The organism is Haloferax sp. SDI50, from assembly GCF_059802635.1.
On sequence record NZ_JBPULL010000001.1, the window covers coordinates 885434 to 898809 of the forward strand.

The 13376-nt window shown below is 68.0% G+C and carries 13 protein-coding genes; 4 read left to right on the forward strand and 9 right to left on the reverse strand.

The genetic code is table 11. The annotated features are described in order from the left end of the window. Positions 1–40: 40 nt before the first annotated feature. Both ACSR87_RS04695 and cofH read right to left on the reverse strand, forming a co-directional pair. Positions 41–589: a metal-dependent hydrolase gene (locus tag ACSR87_RS04695; RefSeq protein WP_498529689.1), complete on the reverse strand. Its 549-nt coding sequence runs from the start codon at positions 587–589 to the stop codon at positions 41–43. A gap of 1 nt (position 590) precedes the next feature. Then, positions 591–1958: a 7,8-didemethyl-8-hydroxy-5-deazariboflavin synthase subunit CofH gene (cofH, locus tag ACSR87_RS04700; protein ID WP_498529690.1), complete on the reverse strand. Its 1368-nt coding sequence runs from the start codon at positions 1956–1958 to the stop codon at positions 591–593. A 126-nt stretch (positions 1959–2084) separates the two neighbouring features. On the opposite strand from cofH, the gene ACSR87_RS04705 reads away from it, so the two are divergent. Then, positions 2085–2507, forward strand: coding sequence for a DUF5518 domain-containing protein (locus tag ACSR87_RS04705; RefSeq protein WP_498529691.1), 423 nt, complete (start codon positions 2085–2087; stop codon positions 2505–2507). A 24-nt stretch (positions 2508–2531) separates the two neighbouring features. Here the strand turns inward: ACSR87_RS04705 and ACSR87_RS04710 are convergent, their stop codons facing one another. Next, a complete protein-coding gene (locus ACSR87_RS04710) occupies positions 2532–4502 on the reverse strand; it encodes a GAF domain-containing sensor histidine kinase (RefSeq protein WP_498529692.1) in 1971 nt (656 codons plus the stop codon). A gap of 196 nt (positions 4503–4698) precedes the next feature. Continuing rightward, the gene (locus ACSR87_RS04715) at positions 4699–5457 is read right to left on the reverse strand and encodes an NAD-dependent protein deacylase (protein ID WP_498529693.1); all 759 of its coding nucleotides are present in this window, start codon (positions 5455–5457) and stop codon (positions 4699–4701) included. A gap of 138 nt (positions 5458–5595) precedes the next feature. Between ACSR87_RS04715 and ACSR87_RS04720 the strand changes: the two genes are divergently transcribed. After that, the gene (locus tag ACSR87_RS04720) at positions 5596–6615 is read left to right on the forward strand and encodes a phosphoribosylaminoimidazolesuccinocarboxamide synthase (RefSeq protein ID WP_498529694.1); all 1020 of its coding nucleotides are present in this window, start codon (positions 5596–5598) and stop codon (positions 6613–6615) included. A 40-nt stretch (positions 6616–6655) separates the two neighbouring features. Here ACSR87_RS04720 and ACSR87_RS04725 read toward each other — a convergent pair whose 3' ends face one another. From ACSR87_RS04725 to ACSR87_RS04735, 3 genes are all read right to left on the reverse strand, one after another. Further along, the gene (locus ACSR87_RS04725; RefSeq protein ID WP_498529695.1) at positions 6656–6871 is read right to left on the reverse strand and encodes a hypothetical protein; all 216 of its coding nucleotides are present in this window, start codon (positions 6869–6871) and stop codon (positions 6656–6658) included. Positions 6872–6947: 76 nt separating this feature from the next. Further along, the gene (locus tag ACSR87_RS04730) at positions 6948–7931 is read right to left on the reverse strand and encodes a formyltetrahydrofolate deformylase (protein ID WP_498529696.1); all 984 of its coding nucleotides are present in this window, start codon (positions 7929–7931) and stop codon (positions 6948–6950) included. Positions 7932–8076: 145 nt separating this feature from the next. Next, positions 8077–9498, reverse strand: a complete 1422-nt coding sequence (locus ACSR87_RS04735) for a GntP family permease (protein ID WP_498529697.1) — start codon at positions 9496–9498, stop codon at positions 8077–8079. A gap of 281 nt (positions 9499–9779) precedes the next feature. On the opposite strand from ACSR87_RS04735, the gene purS reads away from it, so the two are divergent. Together purS and purQ are read left to right on the forward strand one after the other, a co-directional pair. Continuing rightward, positions 9780–10031 carry a phosphoribosylformylglycinamidine synthase subunit PurS gene (gene purS, locus ACSR87_RS04740; RefSeq protein ID WP_004042081.1) on the forward strand — a complete coding sequence of 84 codons (252 nt, stop codon included), beginning with the start codon at positions 9780–9782 and terminating at the stop codon, positions 10029–10031. Between the two features lies 1 nt (position 10032). Beyond that, complete coding sequence (purQ, locus tag ACSR87_RS04745) at positions 10033–10707, forward strand: phosphoribosylformylglycinamidine synthase I (protein ID WP_004042080.1); 675 nt, start codon at positions 10033–10035, stop codon at positions 10705–10707. A 516-nt stretch (positions 10708–11223) separates the two neighbouring features. Here the strand turns inward: purQ and ACSR87_RS04750 are convergent. Both ACSR87_RS04750 and ACSR87_RS04755 read right to left on the reverse strand, forming a co-directional pair. Continuing rightward, on the reverse strand, positions 11224–12306 hold the full coding sequence (locus ACSR87_RS04750) for an archaeosine biosynthesis radical SAM protein RaSEA (protein ID WP_498529698.1): 1083 nt from the start codon (positions 12304–12306) through the stop codon (positions 11224–11226). Between the two features lie 78 nt (positions 12307–12384). After that, on the reverse strand, positions 12385–13248 hold the full coding sequence (locus tag ACSR87_RS04755; RefSeq protein WP_498529699.1) for a DICT sensory domain-containing protein: 864 nt from the start codon (positions 13246–13248) through the stop codon (positions 12385–12387). Positions 13249–13376 lie beyond the last annotated feature (128 nt).

The following is a 13376-nucleotide window of genomic DNA, read 5'->3' on the forward strand; positions in this document are numbered from 1 at the left end:
TTCGTGGTCGGAACGAGCGCTCGCGAGCGCGGTCACCACCTCAGATGCCGAACCACTCGGGCATCCGCTTTCTAAAGCCCGTGTAGAACAGCGCGATGGCCACGCCGACCGCGACGGCGACGCGGACGCCGCCCGAAAAGGCGAGAAAGCCGGGGACCGAAAACAGGAGCGTCAACGCGAGGTCTTCGGGCGCGCCGTCGTAGCGGACGAGATAGCGGGGGCGGAGCCACCGCTTCGCGGGATGGACGTACACCGCGCGGTCGGAGGTGCGGTCCCACGGTCGGAGTTCGTCGCCCGCGCCGAGCCAGTCGGACGCGGAGTGGAGCCCCGCCGAGAGGCAGAAGAAGGCGACGCCGACGGTGAGCGCCGAGGGCGAGACGGCGGCGCCGCCTCCGAAGACCGCGGCGGCGACGCTGTAATAGACGGGGAAGTGCAGCGTCCTGCGGTGGACGCCGACGAACAGGTCCACGTCGGGGAAGACGCCGCCGACGAGCGCGCCGACGGCCGCCGCTGTGGCGAGTTCGGGAGCGACCCACGCGAGCGGCGCGGCGAGGGTCAGCCCCACGGCCGCGTGGGTGGTCGCCATCATCTCAGTCGTCTGCGGTCGCCGGGTCGCGGCGGCCGTCGAGCAGGGGCGACCCGTCGGCGCGCGGGCCGAGCGTCGGGCCGTGCGGGCCGTCGTCGGGGTCGATTGGCCGGCGGGTCCGGTAGTCGGTCGAGCGCTCGACCGGCCGGCGGCCGATGGCGGTTATCATGTCGACGTAGTCGTCGAACGAGCGGAACTCGCCGAAGCCGCCGCCGGCGCGCTTCGTTATCTCCTCGGAGAGAATCGTGCCCATGAGGTCGTCCGCGCCGCAGTTGAGGAGCTTCAGCGCCTTCGCGTTCCCGAACTTCACCCACGACGACTGGATGTGGTCGACGTTGTCGAGGTAGAGCCGCGCGACGGCGACCATCAGTTCGTCCTCGTCGTCGGACGCGCCGCCGGTCACGAGGCCGCGGTCGTACAGCGGCGTGTTCTGGTGGATGAACGACAGCGGGACGAACTCGGTGATGCCGCCGTAGCGGTCCTGAAGGTCGCGAATCACGTCGAGGTGGAGCACGCGGTGTGTCTCGGTCTCGACGTGGCCGTACATGATGGTCGCCGTCACGTCGAGGCCGGCTTCCATCGCGCCCTCCATCCCGGCGACCCACTCGTCGGTGCCGATTTTCCCCGGGCAGATGACCTCGCGCACCTCGGGGACGAGAATCTCCGCGGCGGTGCCGGGCGCGCTGGCGAGGCCGGCGTCGGCGAGGCGGCGGTAGACCTCCTCGTAGCTCCAGTCGGTGCCGCGCTTGGCGTGATGGGCCTCTTCCGGCGTCATCGAGTGGACGTGCGCGCCGGCGGCCGACATAGCAGAGAGCTGTTCGGCGTAGCTCGCGGGGTCGGTGTCGTACACTTCGGGCGGCTTGTAGTTCACCTCGGCGGCGGGGTTGTCGTAGGATTCGAGAATCTCGCGGTGTTCCTCGTCGAGCACGAGCGCGGGGTGGAGGCCGGAGACGGACGTGACCTCGTAGATGCCCATCTCGACCGCGTCGGCGACGATGTCGCGGGACTCGGCGGGCGTCTTCGTAAAGCCGCCGTGGTCGGCGTCGGAGTCGGCCTCGAACAGGTGGGCGGTGTTCTTGAAGTTACAGAACAGACACCCCGTGTTGCAGGCCGTCGTCACGTTGTTGTTGAGGTTGGCGACGAACGTCACGTCGTTTCCGACCATTTCGGCGCGCCGCCGGTCGGCGGCTTCGAGCACGAGTTCCTTGCGTTCGGGGTCGATTCCCTCGCGGTCGGTCCCCGTCGTGATGAGTTCGACGCCGTCGTCGACCGTGAGGCGCTCGCCCGCTCGCGCCTTCGCTAAGGCGTTCTCGAACGACTGGTCTGTCTCCGGGACGTGTTCGAACCCGAAGTCGTGGGCGGCACCAGACATGCTCGTTGGCAACGCGCCACGGTCGTAAAAACGGGGCGGTACCGGAACTCCGGCCGCGGGATACCGCGGGACGCCGCGGGACGCCGCGGAGAAAGCGTTAGGCCCTCCCGCCGTGTTGGGTCGCACATGGAACACTCCCCGACTTCGACGACCGAGTCGGCTCTCGACGACGAAGGAGAGAGCCTGCTGTTTTCGGCCCTCGTCGGCGCGGTCGCCAGCGTCGTCCTCTCGCCGCTTCCGGGGTCAACCGTCCTCGGCGGGGCGCTCGCCGGCTACCTGACCGGAAGCGACCGCGAACTGGGCGTGAAATCCGGCGCGGTCTCGGGGCTGTTCGTGAGCCTCGTCGGGACGGTCCTCGGCGTCGTCGTCCTCGGGTTCTTCAGCATCTTCGCCGTCGGCGTCACCCCGTTCGAGTTGGGCTTCGGCCTCGGCATCCTCGGCATCGTCATCGTCGCGCTGTTCGGCCTCCTCGCGCTGCTCGTCTACACCGTCGGCCTCGGCGCGCTCGGCGGCTACCTCGGCGCGTACCTCCACGAGGAGTTCGCCTGAGTCCGGGTCGCTTCGGCCCGCCACTCAGCCACCGGCACCGACGCCGGTGAACTCGAAGCGAGCGCCGCCCGCGGCGCTTTCCCCCACCGAGACCGTCCAGCCGTGCGCGTCGACGACGTTCGAGACGATTGTCAGCCCGAAGCCGATGCCCGCGGTGCCGGTCGAAAAGCCGGTGTCGAAGATGCGCGACCGGAGTTCAGGGGGGATGCCCGCGCCGTCGTCTTCGACGTAGAAACCGTCGTCGAGCGCGCCGACGGTGACGGTGACGCGGTCCTGCCCGCCGTCGGCAGACCCGGATTCATCCGGTGAGCCGTGTTCGACAGCATTCCGCATCAGGTTCTCGAACAGTTGGTGGAGCCGGCCCGCGTCGGCGACGACGGTCCGGTCGGACGCGACGACGAGCGCCGCGTCCCCGGTTTCGACGTGGTCCCAGCACCGCTCTGCGGTCTCCGAGAGGGAGACCGGCGTCGTGGCGAACGCGTCGGTGCCCTGTCGCGCGAGCACGAGCAGTTCCTCCGTCAGCGCGGTCATCCGGTCGTGGGCCCGCGCCACCGCCGCGAGGTGGTCGTTGTCGATTTCCTCGCGGGCGAGGTCGAGGTGGCCCGTGGCGACCGAAAGCGGGTTGCGGAGGTCGTGCGAGACGACGCTCGTGAACTCGTCGAGCCGGCGGTTCTGGGCTTCCATCTCGCGTTCGATGTCCCGGCGCGCCGTGATGTCCGTGTAGACCGCGTAGATGGTGTTCTCGCCGACCGGAACCGACCGCAGGAGGAAGTCCCGCTCGCCGTTTGCGGTCTGTCTGCGAACCTCCGTCTGGACGAAGTCGCCGGCGCGGACCATCTCGGTGAGCTTCGCGGCCTCGTCGAGACGGTCGTCCGGCGCGACCACGTCGTCGATGGCGCGGCCGACGACCTCGGATTCGTCGTAGCCGAACGTCGCCTCGAACGCCGGGTTGACCGCGCGGATGACGGACTCGCCGTCGACGAACTCCGAGTCGATGATGCAGTCGGCGCTGTTCTCGAACAGGGCGGCGTACTGGTCGCGTTCGACCCGAAGCCGGCGCTCGAAACTGAGCCGCTGGAGCGCCGCGTTCGTGTGGGCGACGAGGAGTTCTGCGAGTTCGAGGTCGATTTCGTCGAACGCGCCGGTCTGCTCGGAAACCGCCTGAAACACGCCGAACGAACCGATAGCGACGCTGAGGCCGGAGCGGTAGTCACCGAACTCGGGGCGGCCGAACGCGTGGAGCTCCATGTCGACCGCGCGGTGGGACTCGCCGGTGCGGAACGTCTCGCCCATCGCGCCCGCGTCTTTCGGGACCGGCCGGAGTTTGCGGTCGGTCGGCGTCGACGACTGCGCCCGCGGGACGAACCGGGTCGCCTCGGCCGCGAAGGCGAAACAGATGTCGAGGTTGAGGATGCGCTCCGCCGCCTCGACGGTCTCCGCGTAGATGTCGTCGGCGTCGGAGACCGACGCGAGTCGCATGGCGACGCCGTGGAGCGAGGTTATCTTCCGCTCGGTGCGCTGAATGCGGCGTTCGAGCCGGGAGACGATGTCGCGTTCGGTGCGCTGGGCCTCCGAACTCCGATAGCGGGCGACCGCCGCCCGAACCCGGTCGGCGAGGCGGTCGTAGGAGAGGGATTCGATGTCGCCAGCAACGCGGTGGGCGGCGGGGTCGTCCGCGAGTGCGTCACCGTCGCTCCCGTCGTCGCTCCCGCCGGAACCGAGCAGGACGACCGGCACGTCGGGATGGCGCTCGCGGACCAGCGCGACCACGTCGGCGGCGGTGTGTCGGCCGAACTGACCGGGAATCAAAAGGCAGTCGACCGTCCGGTCGGCGACGCGTCCGAGGGCCGTCCCGAGGTCGAACTCGACGGTGACGGACACGTCGTGGCGGTCGAGCGCGGCCGCGACGGCGTCCGCCCGGGTGCGGTCGGGAGCGACGAAGAGAACGGACGGTGCCGTCCCCGCCGACGAACCCGGCGAGGGTGACCGAGTCATGCATCGACATGCTTGGGAGAGAGCATCAATTGATTGGTGAGTGCGACCGGCAGTTCGTGACAGTTGGCCGCCGGGAATCTGCCGCGAGCGAGGAGAACAGGAAGCCCGATGTCCGACGACACCGACGCGTCGTCGCCCGAGGCGTCCGAGGCGGTCGACGCCGAGAACCCGGGCGAGCGGGCGGAGCCGGTCGCGCTCAGATTCGTTTTTCGACTTCGGGGAGGAACGCCGCGAGGTCGCCGCGGACGACCCGGTCGGCGCGGTCGTCGTACTGCGTCGCGTCGAAGTTGACGACGACGAGCGAGCCGACCTCGGCGGCCCGGCCGGCGAGACCCGCCGCGGGGTGAACCGTCAGCGACGAGCCGAGCGACAGGAACACGTCGGCGTCGCCGGCGAGGCGGTTCGCCTCGCTGTAAGCGACGCGGGGGAGGCGCTCGCCGAACAGGACGACGCCGGGCTTGAGCAGGCCGCCGCAGTCGTCGCACGTCGGCGGCGCGTCGCCGGCGCGGACCGTCTCGAACGCGGGGGCCGCGTCGGTTCGCGCGCCGCAGTCCTCGCAGACGACTTCGGCGGCGTTCCCGTGGAGTTCGACGACGCGGTCGGAGCCGGCCTCGCGGTGGAGGCCGTCGGTGTTCTGCGTCACGACCGCGTCGAGGATGCCCCGCGATTCGAGGGCCGAAAGCGCCTCGTGGCCGGGGTTCGGCTCGACGCCGTCGGGGAACATGCGCTCCTGTAAGTGGACGCGGTCGCGCCAGAAGCCGGCGGGGTCGTTGACGAAGCGGTCGCGGTGGAACGACGCCGGGTCGAACTCGGTCTCCCAGATACCGTCGTCGCCGCGGAAGTCGGGGATGCCCGAGGCCGTGCTCATCCCCGCGCCGGTGAAGGCGACTGCGGTGTCGGCCTCGCGGAGTCGGCGGGCGACCCACGCGGCGTCTGATTCGAGGGCAGCGTCCATAGCCCAACGGACGGGCCAGCCGCGAAAAAGCGATACGATTCGCCCGGTGAGCGCATTCGTGCATAGATTGGTCTCGTATCCGACCGAGATGCGCACGGAAGTGGAAGCTTCTTAGTGGGATGAGCCCAGAGGACGACCATGACCAGCGTGAAGGACTTCCGCGTCGAGGAGGAGCCGACGGCGACCGACCTCGGGCGGGGCCGCTTCGTCTTCTCGGACCGCTACTCCGTGTTCGACTGGGGCGAGATGCCCGACCACGTCCCGAACAAGGGCGCGAGTCTCTGTCTCATGGGCGCGTACAACTTCGAACTGCTCGACGTGAACCACGTCCCGACCCACTACCTCGGCGTGGTCGAAGACGGCGAGGTGAAGGAACTCGGCGAGTGCGAGTCGCCGCCGACGGAGATGGCCATCGAACTCACGCAGGTGCCCGACCTCCCGCACGCCGGCGGCGCGTACGACTACGACGCCTACCACGAGGCCGCCGGCGACAACTACCTCATCCCGCTGGAAATCGTCTTCCGCAACACCGTCCCGGTGGGGTCGAGCCTCCGGCGGCGCGGCGAGCCCGCCGACTACGGCCTCGAAATGGACGAGTGGCCCGACGAGGCCGTCTCGCTCCCCGAGCCGGTCGTGGAGTTCTCCACGAAGTACGAAGAACAGGACCGCTATCTCTCCCGCGCGGAGGCCGACGACATCGCCGGGAAAGTCGACCTCGACCGCCTCGAAGAGTTGGCGCTCGCCGTGAACCACGTGCTGACCGAGCGCGCCGACGAAGCCGGCTTCGACCACGAGGACGGCAAAATCGAGTGTCTCTACCACGACGGCACCGTCAAAGTCGGCGACGTGGTCGGCACGTTCGACGAAAACCGGTTTTCCTACGGCGGCCAGCAGGTCTCGAAGGAGGTCGTCCGGCAGTACTACAAGCGCGTCCAACCCGAGTGGGTCGCGGCCGTGAAAGACGCGAAGGCCGAGGCCATCGAGACGGGTGAGCCGAACTGGCGCGAGCACTGCGCGGTCGAACCCGACCGCCTGCCCGCCGACATCGTCGAGGCGCTGTCGGACCTCTACTGCGCCGGCACCAACGCCTACGTCGACCACGACTGGTTCGACGCCCCGACCATCGAGGACGCCGTGGCGCGCGTCCGCGACCTGTAATCGGCGGCCCGAGCGACTCCGCTTTTCGTCTGTCCCCTTCTCACGCCGCGTCGTCGCCGACGAGGAACCGCGAGCCGCGGCGCAGGAGTCGGACGACGCCGAGCGCGAAAAACACCGTCGCGCCGGTCACGACGCCCGGTTCGACGCCGGGAAAGAGCGGGATAACTCCGAGTTCGTGCGCGGCGAGGAGGACGGTCGCCACGAGCCACAGCGCGTAACAGCCGAGCGCGACGCGGTAGCGGGGAGAGACGGGCACGCCTCCGAGTCGTGTCGGCGGCAAAATAGGGCTGGTGTCTGGCGGGGGTCCCCCCGCCGTCGCTGCCGCAGTCGCCTCAGTCCTCGGACGGTTCGGGCGCGAGCGCCTCGCGCTCCCCGAGGGCGTCGATGATGCCGTCGACCGGGCGGTCGGGGTTCGACGCCTGCGCCTCGCGGGTGAGGCCGAGCTGGTAGCGCTCGGGGTCGGCGCTCTCGCGGAGGCTGGTGCGCCCGCGGTGGACCGACACGTCGTTGTTGAGGTGGAGCTTCACGGCTTCGAGGAGCGCGTCGGCCTCCAGCGGCTGGCCGCGCTCTTTGATTTCGTCGATGGAGGCGTCGTCCGGCACGTCGAAGGCGCGCTGGGCGATGATTGGCCCTTGGTCGAGGTCGGTCGTCACGTAGTGGGCGGTGACGCCGGCGATGCGGACGCCCTCCTCTTTCGCCTGCCGGTAGGCCGCCGCGCCGGGGAACGCCGGGAGCAGCGACGGGTGGATGTTGATGATGCGGTCCTCGTAGCGGAAGACGACGTTCGGGCCGAGGATGCGCATGTAGCGCGCGAGGACGATGAGGTCCACGTCGTACTGTTCGAGGAGGTCGAGCAGGCGCTCTTCGTTGGCGGTCCCTTTCTCGTCGCCGATGTCGTGGAATGGCACGTCGTAGTGGCTCGCCAGCGGTTCGAGCGTGTCGTGGTTGCCGATGACGACCGAGATTTCCGCGCCGAGGTCGTCGTTGGCCCACGCCTCGAACAGCGCTTCGAGGCAGTGGGACTCCTTCGTGACGAGGACGGCGATTTCGCGGGTCTCGCGGTCCGAGGGGAACCGGACCTGCACGTCGACGCCGAGGTCGTCCCCGAGGTCGGACAGCGCCGCTCGGAGTTCGTCGCGGGAGCAGGTCATCTCCGCGGTGTCGGCGTGGAGGGTCATCCGGAAGATTCCCTCGCGGACCGCCTGGTCCAAGTCCTCGACGTTGATTCCGCGCTCGAACAGCAGGGTGGTCACGTTCGCGATGAGTCCGGTCTTGTCTCCTCCGATGACCGTGATTTCGGTGAGTTCGCGAGTCATACCGTCACCTCCAGCTGTTCGAAGCTGAACATACCCGTCCTGCGTCGGCGAACGGTAAACCGCTGTCGTTCTCCGCAAGCGAATCCCTCGGGAACGACCGTGAATCACCCGTCAAAAGGAAATGCCGGCGTGCGCGCGTTGTCGCCTACGCCAGCGGCAGCACCGACGAGACGATGAGGACGACGACGAGTCCGGTCACGGAGATAATCGTCGTCAGCGCGGTCCACGTCTTCAGCGTCTCCGCCTGGGTGAGCCCGCCGATTTCCTTGACGAGCCAGAAGCCGGAGTCGTTGTACCACGAGCAGATGTTGCCGCCCGCGCCGATGACCATCACCAGATACGCGGTGTGGACCGGAAGCTGGCCGGTGAGCGGGGCCATGATGCCGGCGGCCGTGAGCATCGCCGCGGTCGCGGAACCCTGCGCGATGCGGACGATAGCGGCGATGAGCCACGCGGTCACGAGCATCGGGATGCCGAAGCCTTCGAGCCCGTTAGCGAGGTACGAGCCGATTCCGGAGGCCGCGAGGAGCGCGCCGAACGCGCCGCCCATGGCGGTGATTGCCGCGATGTTACCGCCGCTTTTGAGCGCCTCGGTGAGTTCGTCTTCCCAGTCGGACCGCGAGAGGTCGGACCAGCGGTAGTACGTGTAGGCCGCGGCGAGCGCGGCGACGGTCAGCGCGACGTTCTTGTCGCCGATGAACGCGACGAACGGCCGGTTGTCCACGATGAACGAGACGAACGGCTGGAACGGTTCGGCCACCGTCACGCCTTCGAGGGCGTTGACGACGGTGAGCGAGCCGACGAGCGCGACGGCGATGACGATGGGCGCGATGGATTCGAGGAAACTCGGCAGGGACGACACGTCGCGCTGGGCGCGCTCTTGCAGTTCTTCCGTGGTCGTCCCCATCGCGTCGCGGAGGGGGATATCAACGTGACGGTTAATCCAGCGGCCGTAGACGAGGCCGCCCATGGTGGCCGACGGGACGGCGACGGTGACGCCGATGAGCATCGTGGTGCCGATGTCGGCCCCGATTTCGCTGGCGACCGCGAGCGGGCCGGGCGTCGGCGGGATGAACACGTGAGCCGTCGCCGCGCCGGCCCCGACGACGACGAGGTAGAGCGCGTAGTTGTCGCCCATCCGGGCCCGCATCGACCGCGCGAGCGGGGCCATGAGGTAGAAGACGCTGTCGAAGAACACGGGGATGGCGAGCACCGTACTGCTGCCCCACAGCGCGATGTCGCTGTTTTCTCGCCCGACGAGCGACTGGAAAGCGCGGACGATACGCTGGGCGGAGCCGCTTTCGAGCATCGACTTCCCGATGATGGCGGCCATCAGGATGGGAATCCCGATGCCGGCCATCCCGTCGCCGAAGGCAGACGCCGTCCGCGTCGCCGCGTCCGCGAGCGCGAAGTCGGGGACGAACGCCGCGTTGACGAGGCCGACCGCGAACGCGGCTATCGCCAGACCGACGAACGCGGGGAGGTCTAACACGACCAGTAGCAACACGACCAACGCAAGTCCGATGACGAACGTCAGGAGCGGACTCTGTGCGAATTCGAGTGCCATACGTGAGACGGCGTCTCACTCGTACTATAAAAATGATTATCATATACCATGTATGTAATTATTATATTAAAAATTGAGAGAAATAATTTGTATAGTAAGTATAACAACGAATATGAATCAGGGGGAGAACCGCCGCGGAGTCTCGCCCGTCAGAGACCAACGGCGACGGTGTAGCGCGGTTGCCGGCGGCGTCGTCGCCGGTTCGCGCGTTGATACTCACATCTGTGCATATCAAACTCGACCCAAAACCGTTTTTGCACATGACCGCGCATCGCCACCTGATGACCACTTACACCGCGACGGTGACGGTGCGCCTCAAGCGCGGCGTGCTCGACCCGGAGGCGGAGACGACGAAGCGCGCGCTGGAACGACTCGGGTTCGAACTCGAGGCGCTGCGCTTCACCGAACGCTACGAGGTGGACCTCGACGCGGCCGACGCCGACGAGGCCGAGGCCCGCGCCGACGAGATGGCAGAACGCTTGCTGGCGAACCCGACCATCCACGACTACGAGGTCGCGGTCGCCGAGGCCTGAGATGATTGCAGTCGTGCAGTTCGGCGGCTCGAACTGCGACCGCGACGCCGTGCGCGCGCTGTCGGACCTCGGGTTCGAGGCCGAGCGCGTCTGGCACGAAGACCCCCTGCCCGAGGAGACGACGGGCATCGTGCTCCCCGGCGGCTTCTCGTACGGCGACTACCTGCGCGGCGGCGCGATGGCCGCCCGCTCGCCCATCATGGAGTCGGTCCGCGAGGCGGCCGACGACGGCGTCCCCGTCCTCGGCGTCTGCAACGGCGCACAGATCGGCTGCGAGTCCGGGCTCACCCCCGGCGCGTTCACGACGAACGCGAGCGCCCGCTTCCAGTGCGAACACGTCTACCTCCGCGTCGAGAACGCCGACACGCGCTGGACCGCGGCGTACGACGAAGGCGAGGTCATCGAACTGCCCATCGCCCACGGCGAGGGTCGCTTCGAACTCGACGCCGAGCGCTACGAGGAACTCGAAGCCGACGACCGAATCCTGTTCCGCTACTGCGACGCGGAGGGCAACGTCACCGACGAGGCGAACCCCAACGGGTCGCTCGGCAACGTCGCGGGCGTTCTCGGCGACAGTGAGTCCGTCGCGGTGCTGATGCCGCACCCCGAGCGGGCGTCGCTCCCGCAACTCGGCAACACCGACGGTCGGGGCGTGCTGGCGGGCTTCGAGGGATAGTAGTATAAAAAGACCGTCCGCCGCGGTGGCGGACGGCACGGGGCCGGTGAGCGAACGGAGCGGCGTACACGATGAGCGATGTTGGAGTGTCGAGGGTTCCGGCCCGCGTGCCGTGTGCTATGGAGCGAGAGCGCAGGGAGCGTCCGTGGCGACCCACGCCTCGGCGTTCTCCTCCTCGCGAATCTCGAACCACCCATCCGCGTAGTAGACGGTCTTGTACGTGTGTTTCGTCATGATGGCGGGCGGTTCGGATGGACACGTCCGAACCACCGAATATGACAACGACTCACACCCTCTTTGATACGAATATCCTATTCGACGGTTAGGAGCCTGTTACTTTCGGATAGCACCCCCTAACGCGGCCGAATGAGGGAAAACAACGCGGGATAGTGGACGAACGGTCGGAGATGCGGACGGGCGACGCCGCGGTTCGGGTTCGGGTTCGGGTTCAGCGAGTGTACGCCCGCGCGAAGGTGAGACGTCGGCAGTGGCGCTCAGTCGCGCGACTGGGCGCGCTTACTTCACGAGCGGCATATTGTAGCTCGTCTCGTTGTCGAGGACGAACTCCCAGGTCGCCTCGCAGTCGCAGGACACCTGGTCGAAGACGCTCGGGTCCTGCCGGAGGTTGAAGTCCTTGACCGCCTTGAACACGAGTTCGTCGCAGTCGCCGCAGTTGTGCGCGCCGCGCTCTTGGCCGCCGCCGACGGGGTCGGAGACGACGATGGCGTCCACGTCAACCGTCTCGCGGAGCGCCTCTGCGACCGACCAGAGCCACGGCGGGCGGTAGCCGCCGTTGAAGAACAGTTCGTCGACCATCGTGTAGCGCTGGACGTTCGTCGGGTTCATCGAGACGGTGTGGCAGTTGTCGACCGCCGCACACCGGCGGATGGAGGACTTCATGTCGTCGAGCGCCTCGGGCTCCGAGAGGAACGGCGGCTTCATCAGGAGGTACGCCTTGACGCCGCCGCCGGCCGCGGCGGCCTCCTCGCAGGCGTCCTCGAAGTCCGCGAAGTCGAAGTACTTGTTCACGCAGTCGTGGCGGACGCGGTCGGTGGCGGTTTCGAGGCCGATTGCCACGTCGGTGTCAAGGCCGCGGTCGGTGAAGTCGGCCAGTTTCTCGCGCGTGACGAAGTCCGGGAGCGACTCGACGACCACGCGGTCGCGGTCGGCGAACGTCTCGGCGATGGCGTCGCGGGTCTCGGCGGGCACCTCGCGCTCGTCGAGGAACGAGCCGGAGGTGTAAATCTTGATGAGCCCTGCCTGCTCGCCGTCGTCCATCTCCTCGGCCTCGTGGTCGAGACAGACCCGAATCTGGTCCATCAGCGCCTCGTGGGCGACGGTGCCGCCCTCGACGGACTCGGCGACGTAGCCGCACATCGTACAGCCGCCGGCGCGCGCCCACCGACAGCCGCCGGTGTTGAGGATAATCGTCAGCGAGTCGTAGACGCCGTCGGGCGTGTTGTCCTCGTCAATCCACACCCGGGTCGGCTCGTGGGGGTCGTAGGTCTTCTGCTTTTGCGAACGGATGTCGCGCATCACCTTGTTGTGCGCGTCCATCCCGCGTCCCCGTTCGTAGACCTCGGGGCTCGGCTTACTCATTGGATACCCGTATCGGACGGGTGCGTAAAGCGGCTTCGTCTGGGTTCGGCTGGCGACGGTCGCCGGCCTGTCCCGCCGTCACATGTTCCGCGAGATGTAGCGGTCGATGTCGGAAACGAGCGACGGCCGGAACGTCCAGTAGCCCTCCCAGCGCTTCGGCTCGGTCTCCAGCGCGAGGAGGGCGACGGGCTGCCCCGGTGCCACGGCGTCCGCGTCCCCGTCTCCGAAACGCCTCCCGTCGCGGTCGGTCGCACCAGTCGCCTCGCTCTCGCCCGCGGTCGCCTCGCCCGAGTCGTCGTCCGGGGGCGTGTAGACGACGAACCACGAGTCGTAGAAATCATCGGAGTAGCCGCCGTGCGTCAGGAGATCGGAGTCTGACGGCGGCATCCAATCGGGAATCCCGTAGACGTGCGTCTGCACGTCGGTCGACGCGACTTTCTGGTAGACCGCTCGCGTTCCGCGTTCGTCTTCGATGCGCGAGAGGCGCTGGAACGACGACCGGAGCCGCCCGTCACCGGCGCGCCACGCGTGGCGCTCGATGTACCGCGAAATCGCCACGAGCAGCAGTTTCTCCTTGTCGGATTCGGGGTAGCCGCGGAGCGAGAACGGCACGTCGTCGAGTCGGGTGAGCACCGACGGGAGTTCGAACTCGTCGAGCTTCGTCTGCCCCGTCTTGTAGAGGTCGGAGTTCACGAGGAGGACGGAGTTCATCACCGCCTCCAGCGGCGAGGTCGCGACGACCTCGTGCCCCTCGGCCGTCTGCTCGGTGAGCACGACCACGTCGTCGCCGCGCGCGTCGTCGGAGAGTTCGTCGACGTCGACCGGCTGGTCGGCGAACGTGGTTTCGAGCATCCGCTGGACGGGGTCGGGAGCCGAGCGATTGACCACCGAGAGCGACCGGCTCGCGGTGTCAATCGCGCCGAGGAAGCTGGCGAGTCCCATCGATTCGTGAGAACGACTGACCGCCGACGAAATAGCTGTTTTGGAGGTCGGAGCCGCGACGCGGCGACGACAGTCGAACGCGGCACTGCAGCGACGGACGTTCATATGCGTCGCGCCCGTAGGTGACG

What these genes read in the sequence shown, in the direction of transcription:
- ACSR87_RS04695 (WP_498529689.1), bottom strand. Translation starts at nt 589, where the DNA reads ATGATGGCGACCACCCACGCGGCCGTGGGGCTGACCCTCGCCGCGCCG.
- cofH (WP_498529690.1), bottom strand. Translation starts at nt 1,958, where the DNA reads ATGTCTGGTGCCGCCCACGACTTCGGGTTCGAACACGTCCCGGAGACA.
- ACSR87_RS04705 (WP_498529691.1), top strand. Translation starts at nt 2,085, where the DNA reads ATGGAACACTCCCCGACTTCGACGACCGAGTCGGCTCTCGACGACGAA.
- ACSR87_RS04710 (WP_498529692.1), bottom strand. Translation starts at nt 4,502, where the DNA reads ATGACTCGGTCACCCTCGCCGGGTTCGTCGGCGGGGACGGCACCGTCC.
- ACSR87_RS04715 (WP_498529693.1), bottom strand. Translation starts at nt 5,457, where the DNA reads ATGGACGCTGCCCTCGAATCAGACGCCGCGTGGGTCGCCCGCCGACTC.
- ACSR87_RS04720 (WP_498529694.1), top strand. Translation starts at nt 5,596, where the DNA reads ATGACCAGCGTGAAGGACTTCCGCGTCGAGGAGGAGCCGACGGCGACC.
- ACSR87_RS04730 (WP_498529696.1), bottom strand. Translation starts at nt 7,931, where the DNA reads ATGACTCGCGAACTCACCGAAATCACGGTCATCGGAGGAGACAAGACC.
- ACSR87_RS04735 (WP_498529697.1), bottom strand. Translation starts at nt 9,498, where the DNA reads ATGGCACTCGAATTCGCACAGAGTCCGCTCCTGACGTTCGTCATCGGA.
- purS (WP_004042081.1), top strand. Translation starts at nt 9,780, where the DNA reads ATGACCACTTACACCGCGACGGTGACGGTGCGCCTCAAGCGCGGCGTG.
- purQ (WP_004042080.1), top strand. Translation starts at nt 10,033, where the DNA reads ATGATTGCAGTCGTGCAGTTCGGCGGCTCGAACTGCGACCGCGACGCC.
- ACSR87_RS04750 (WP_498529698.1), bottom strand. Translation starts at nt 12,306, where the DNA reads ATGAGTAAGCCGAGCCCCGAGGTCTACGAACGGGGACGCGGGATGGAC.
- ACSR87_RS04755 (WP_498529699.1), bottom strand. Translation starts at nt 13,248, where the DNA reads ATGGGACTCGCCAGCTTCCTCGGCGCGATTGACACCGCGAGCCGGTCG.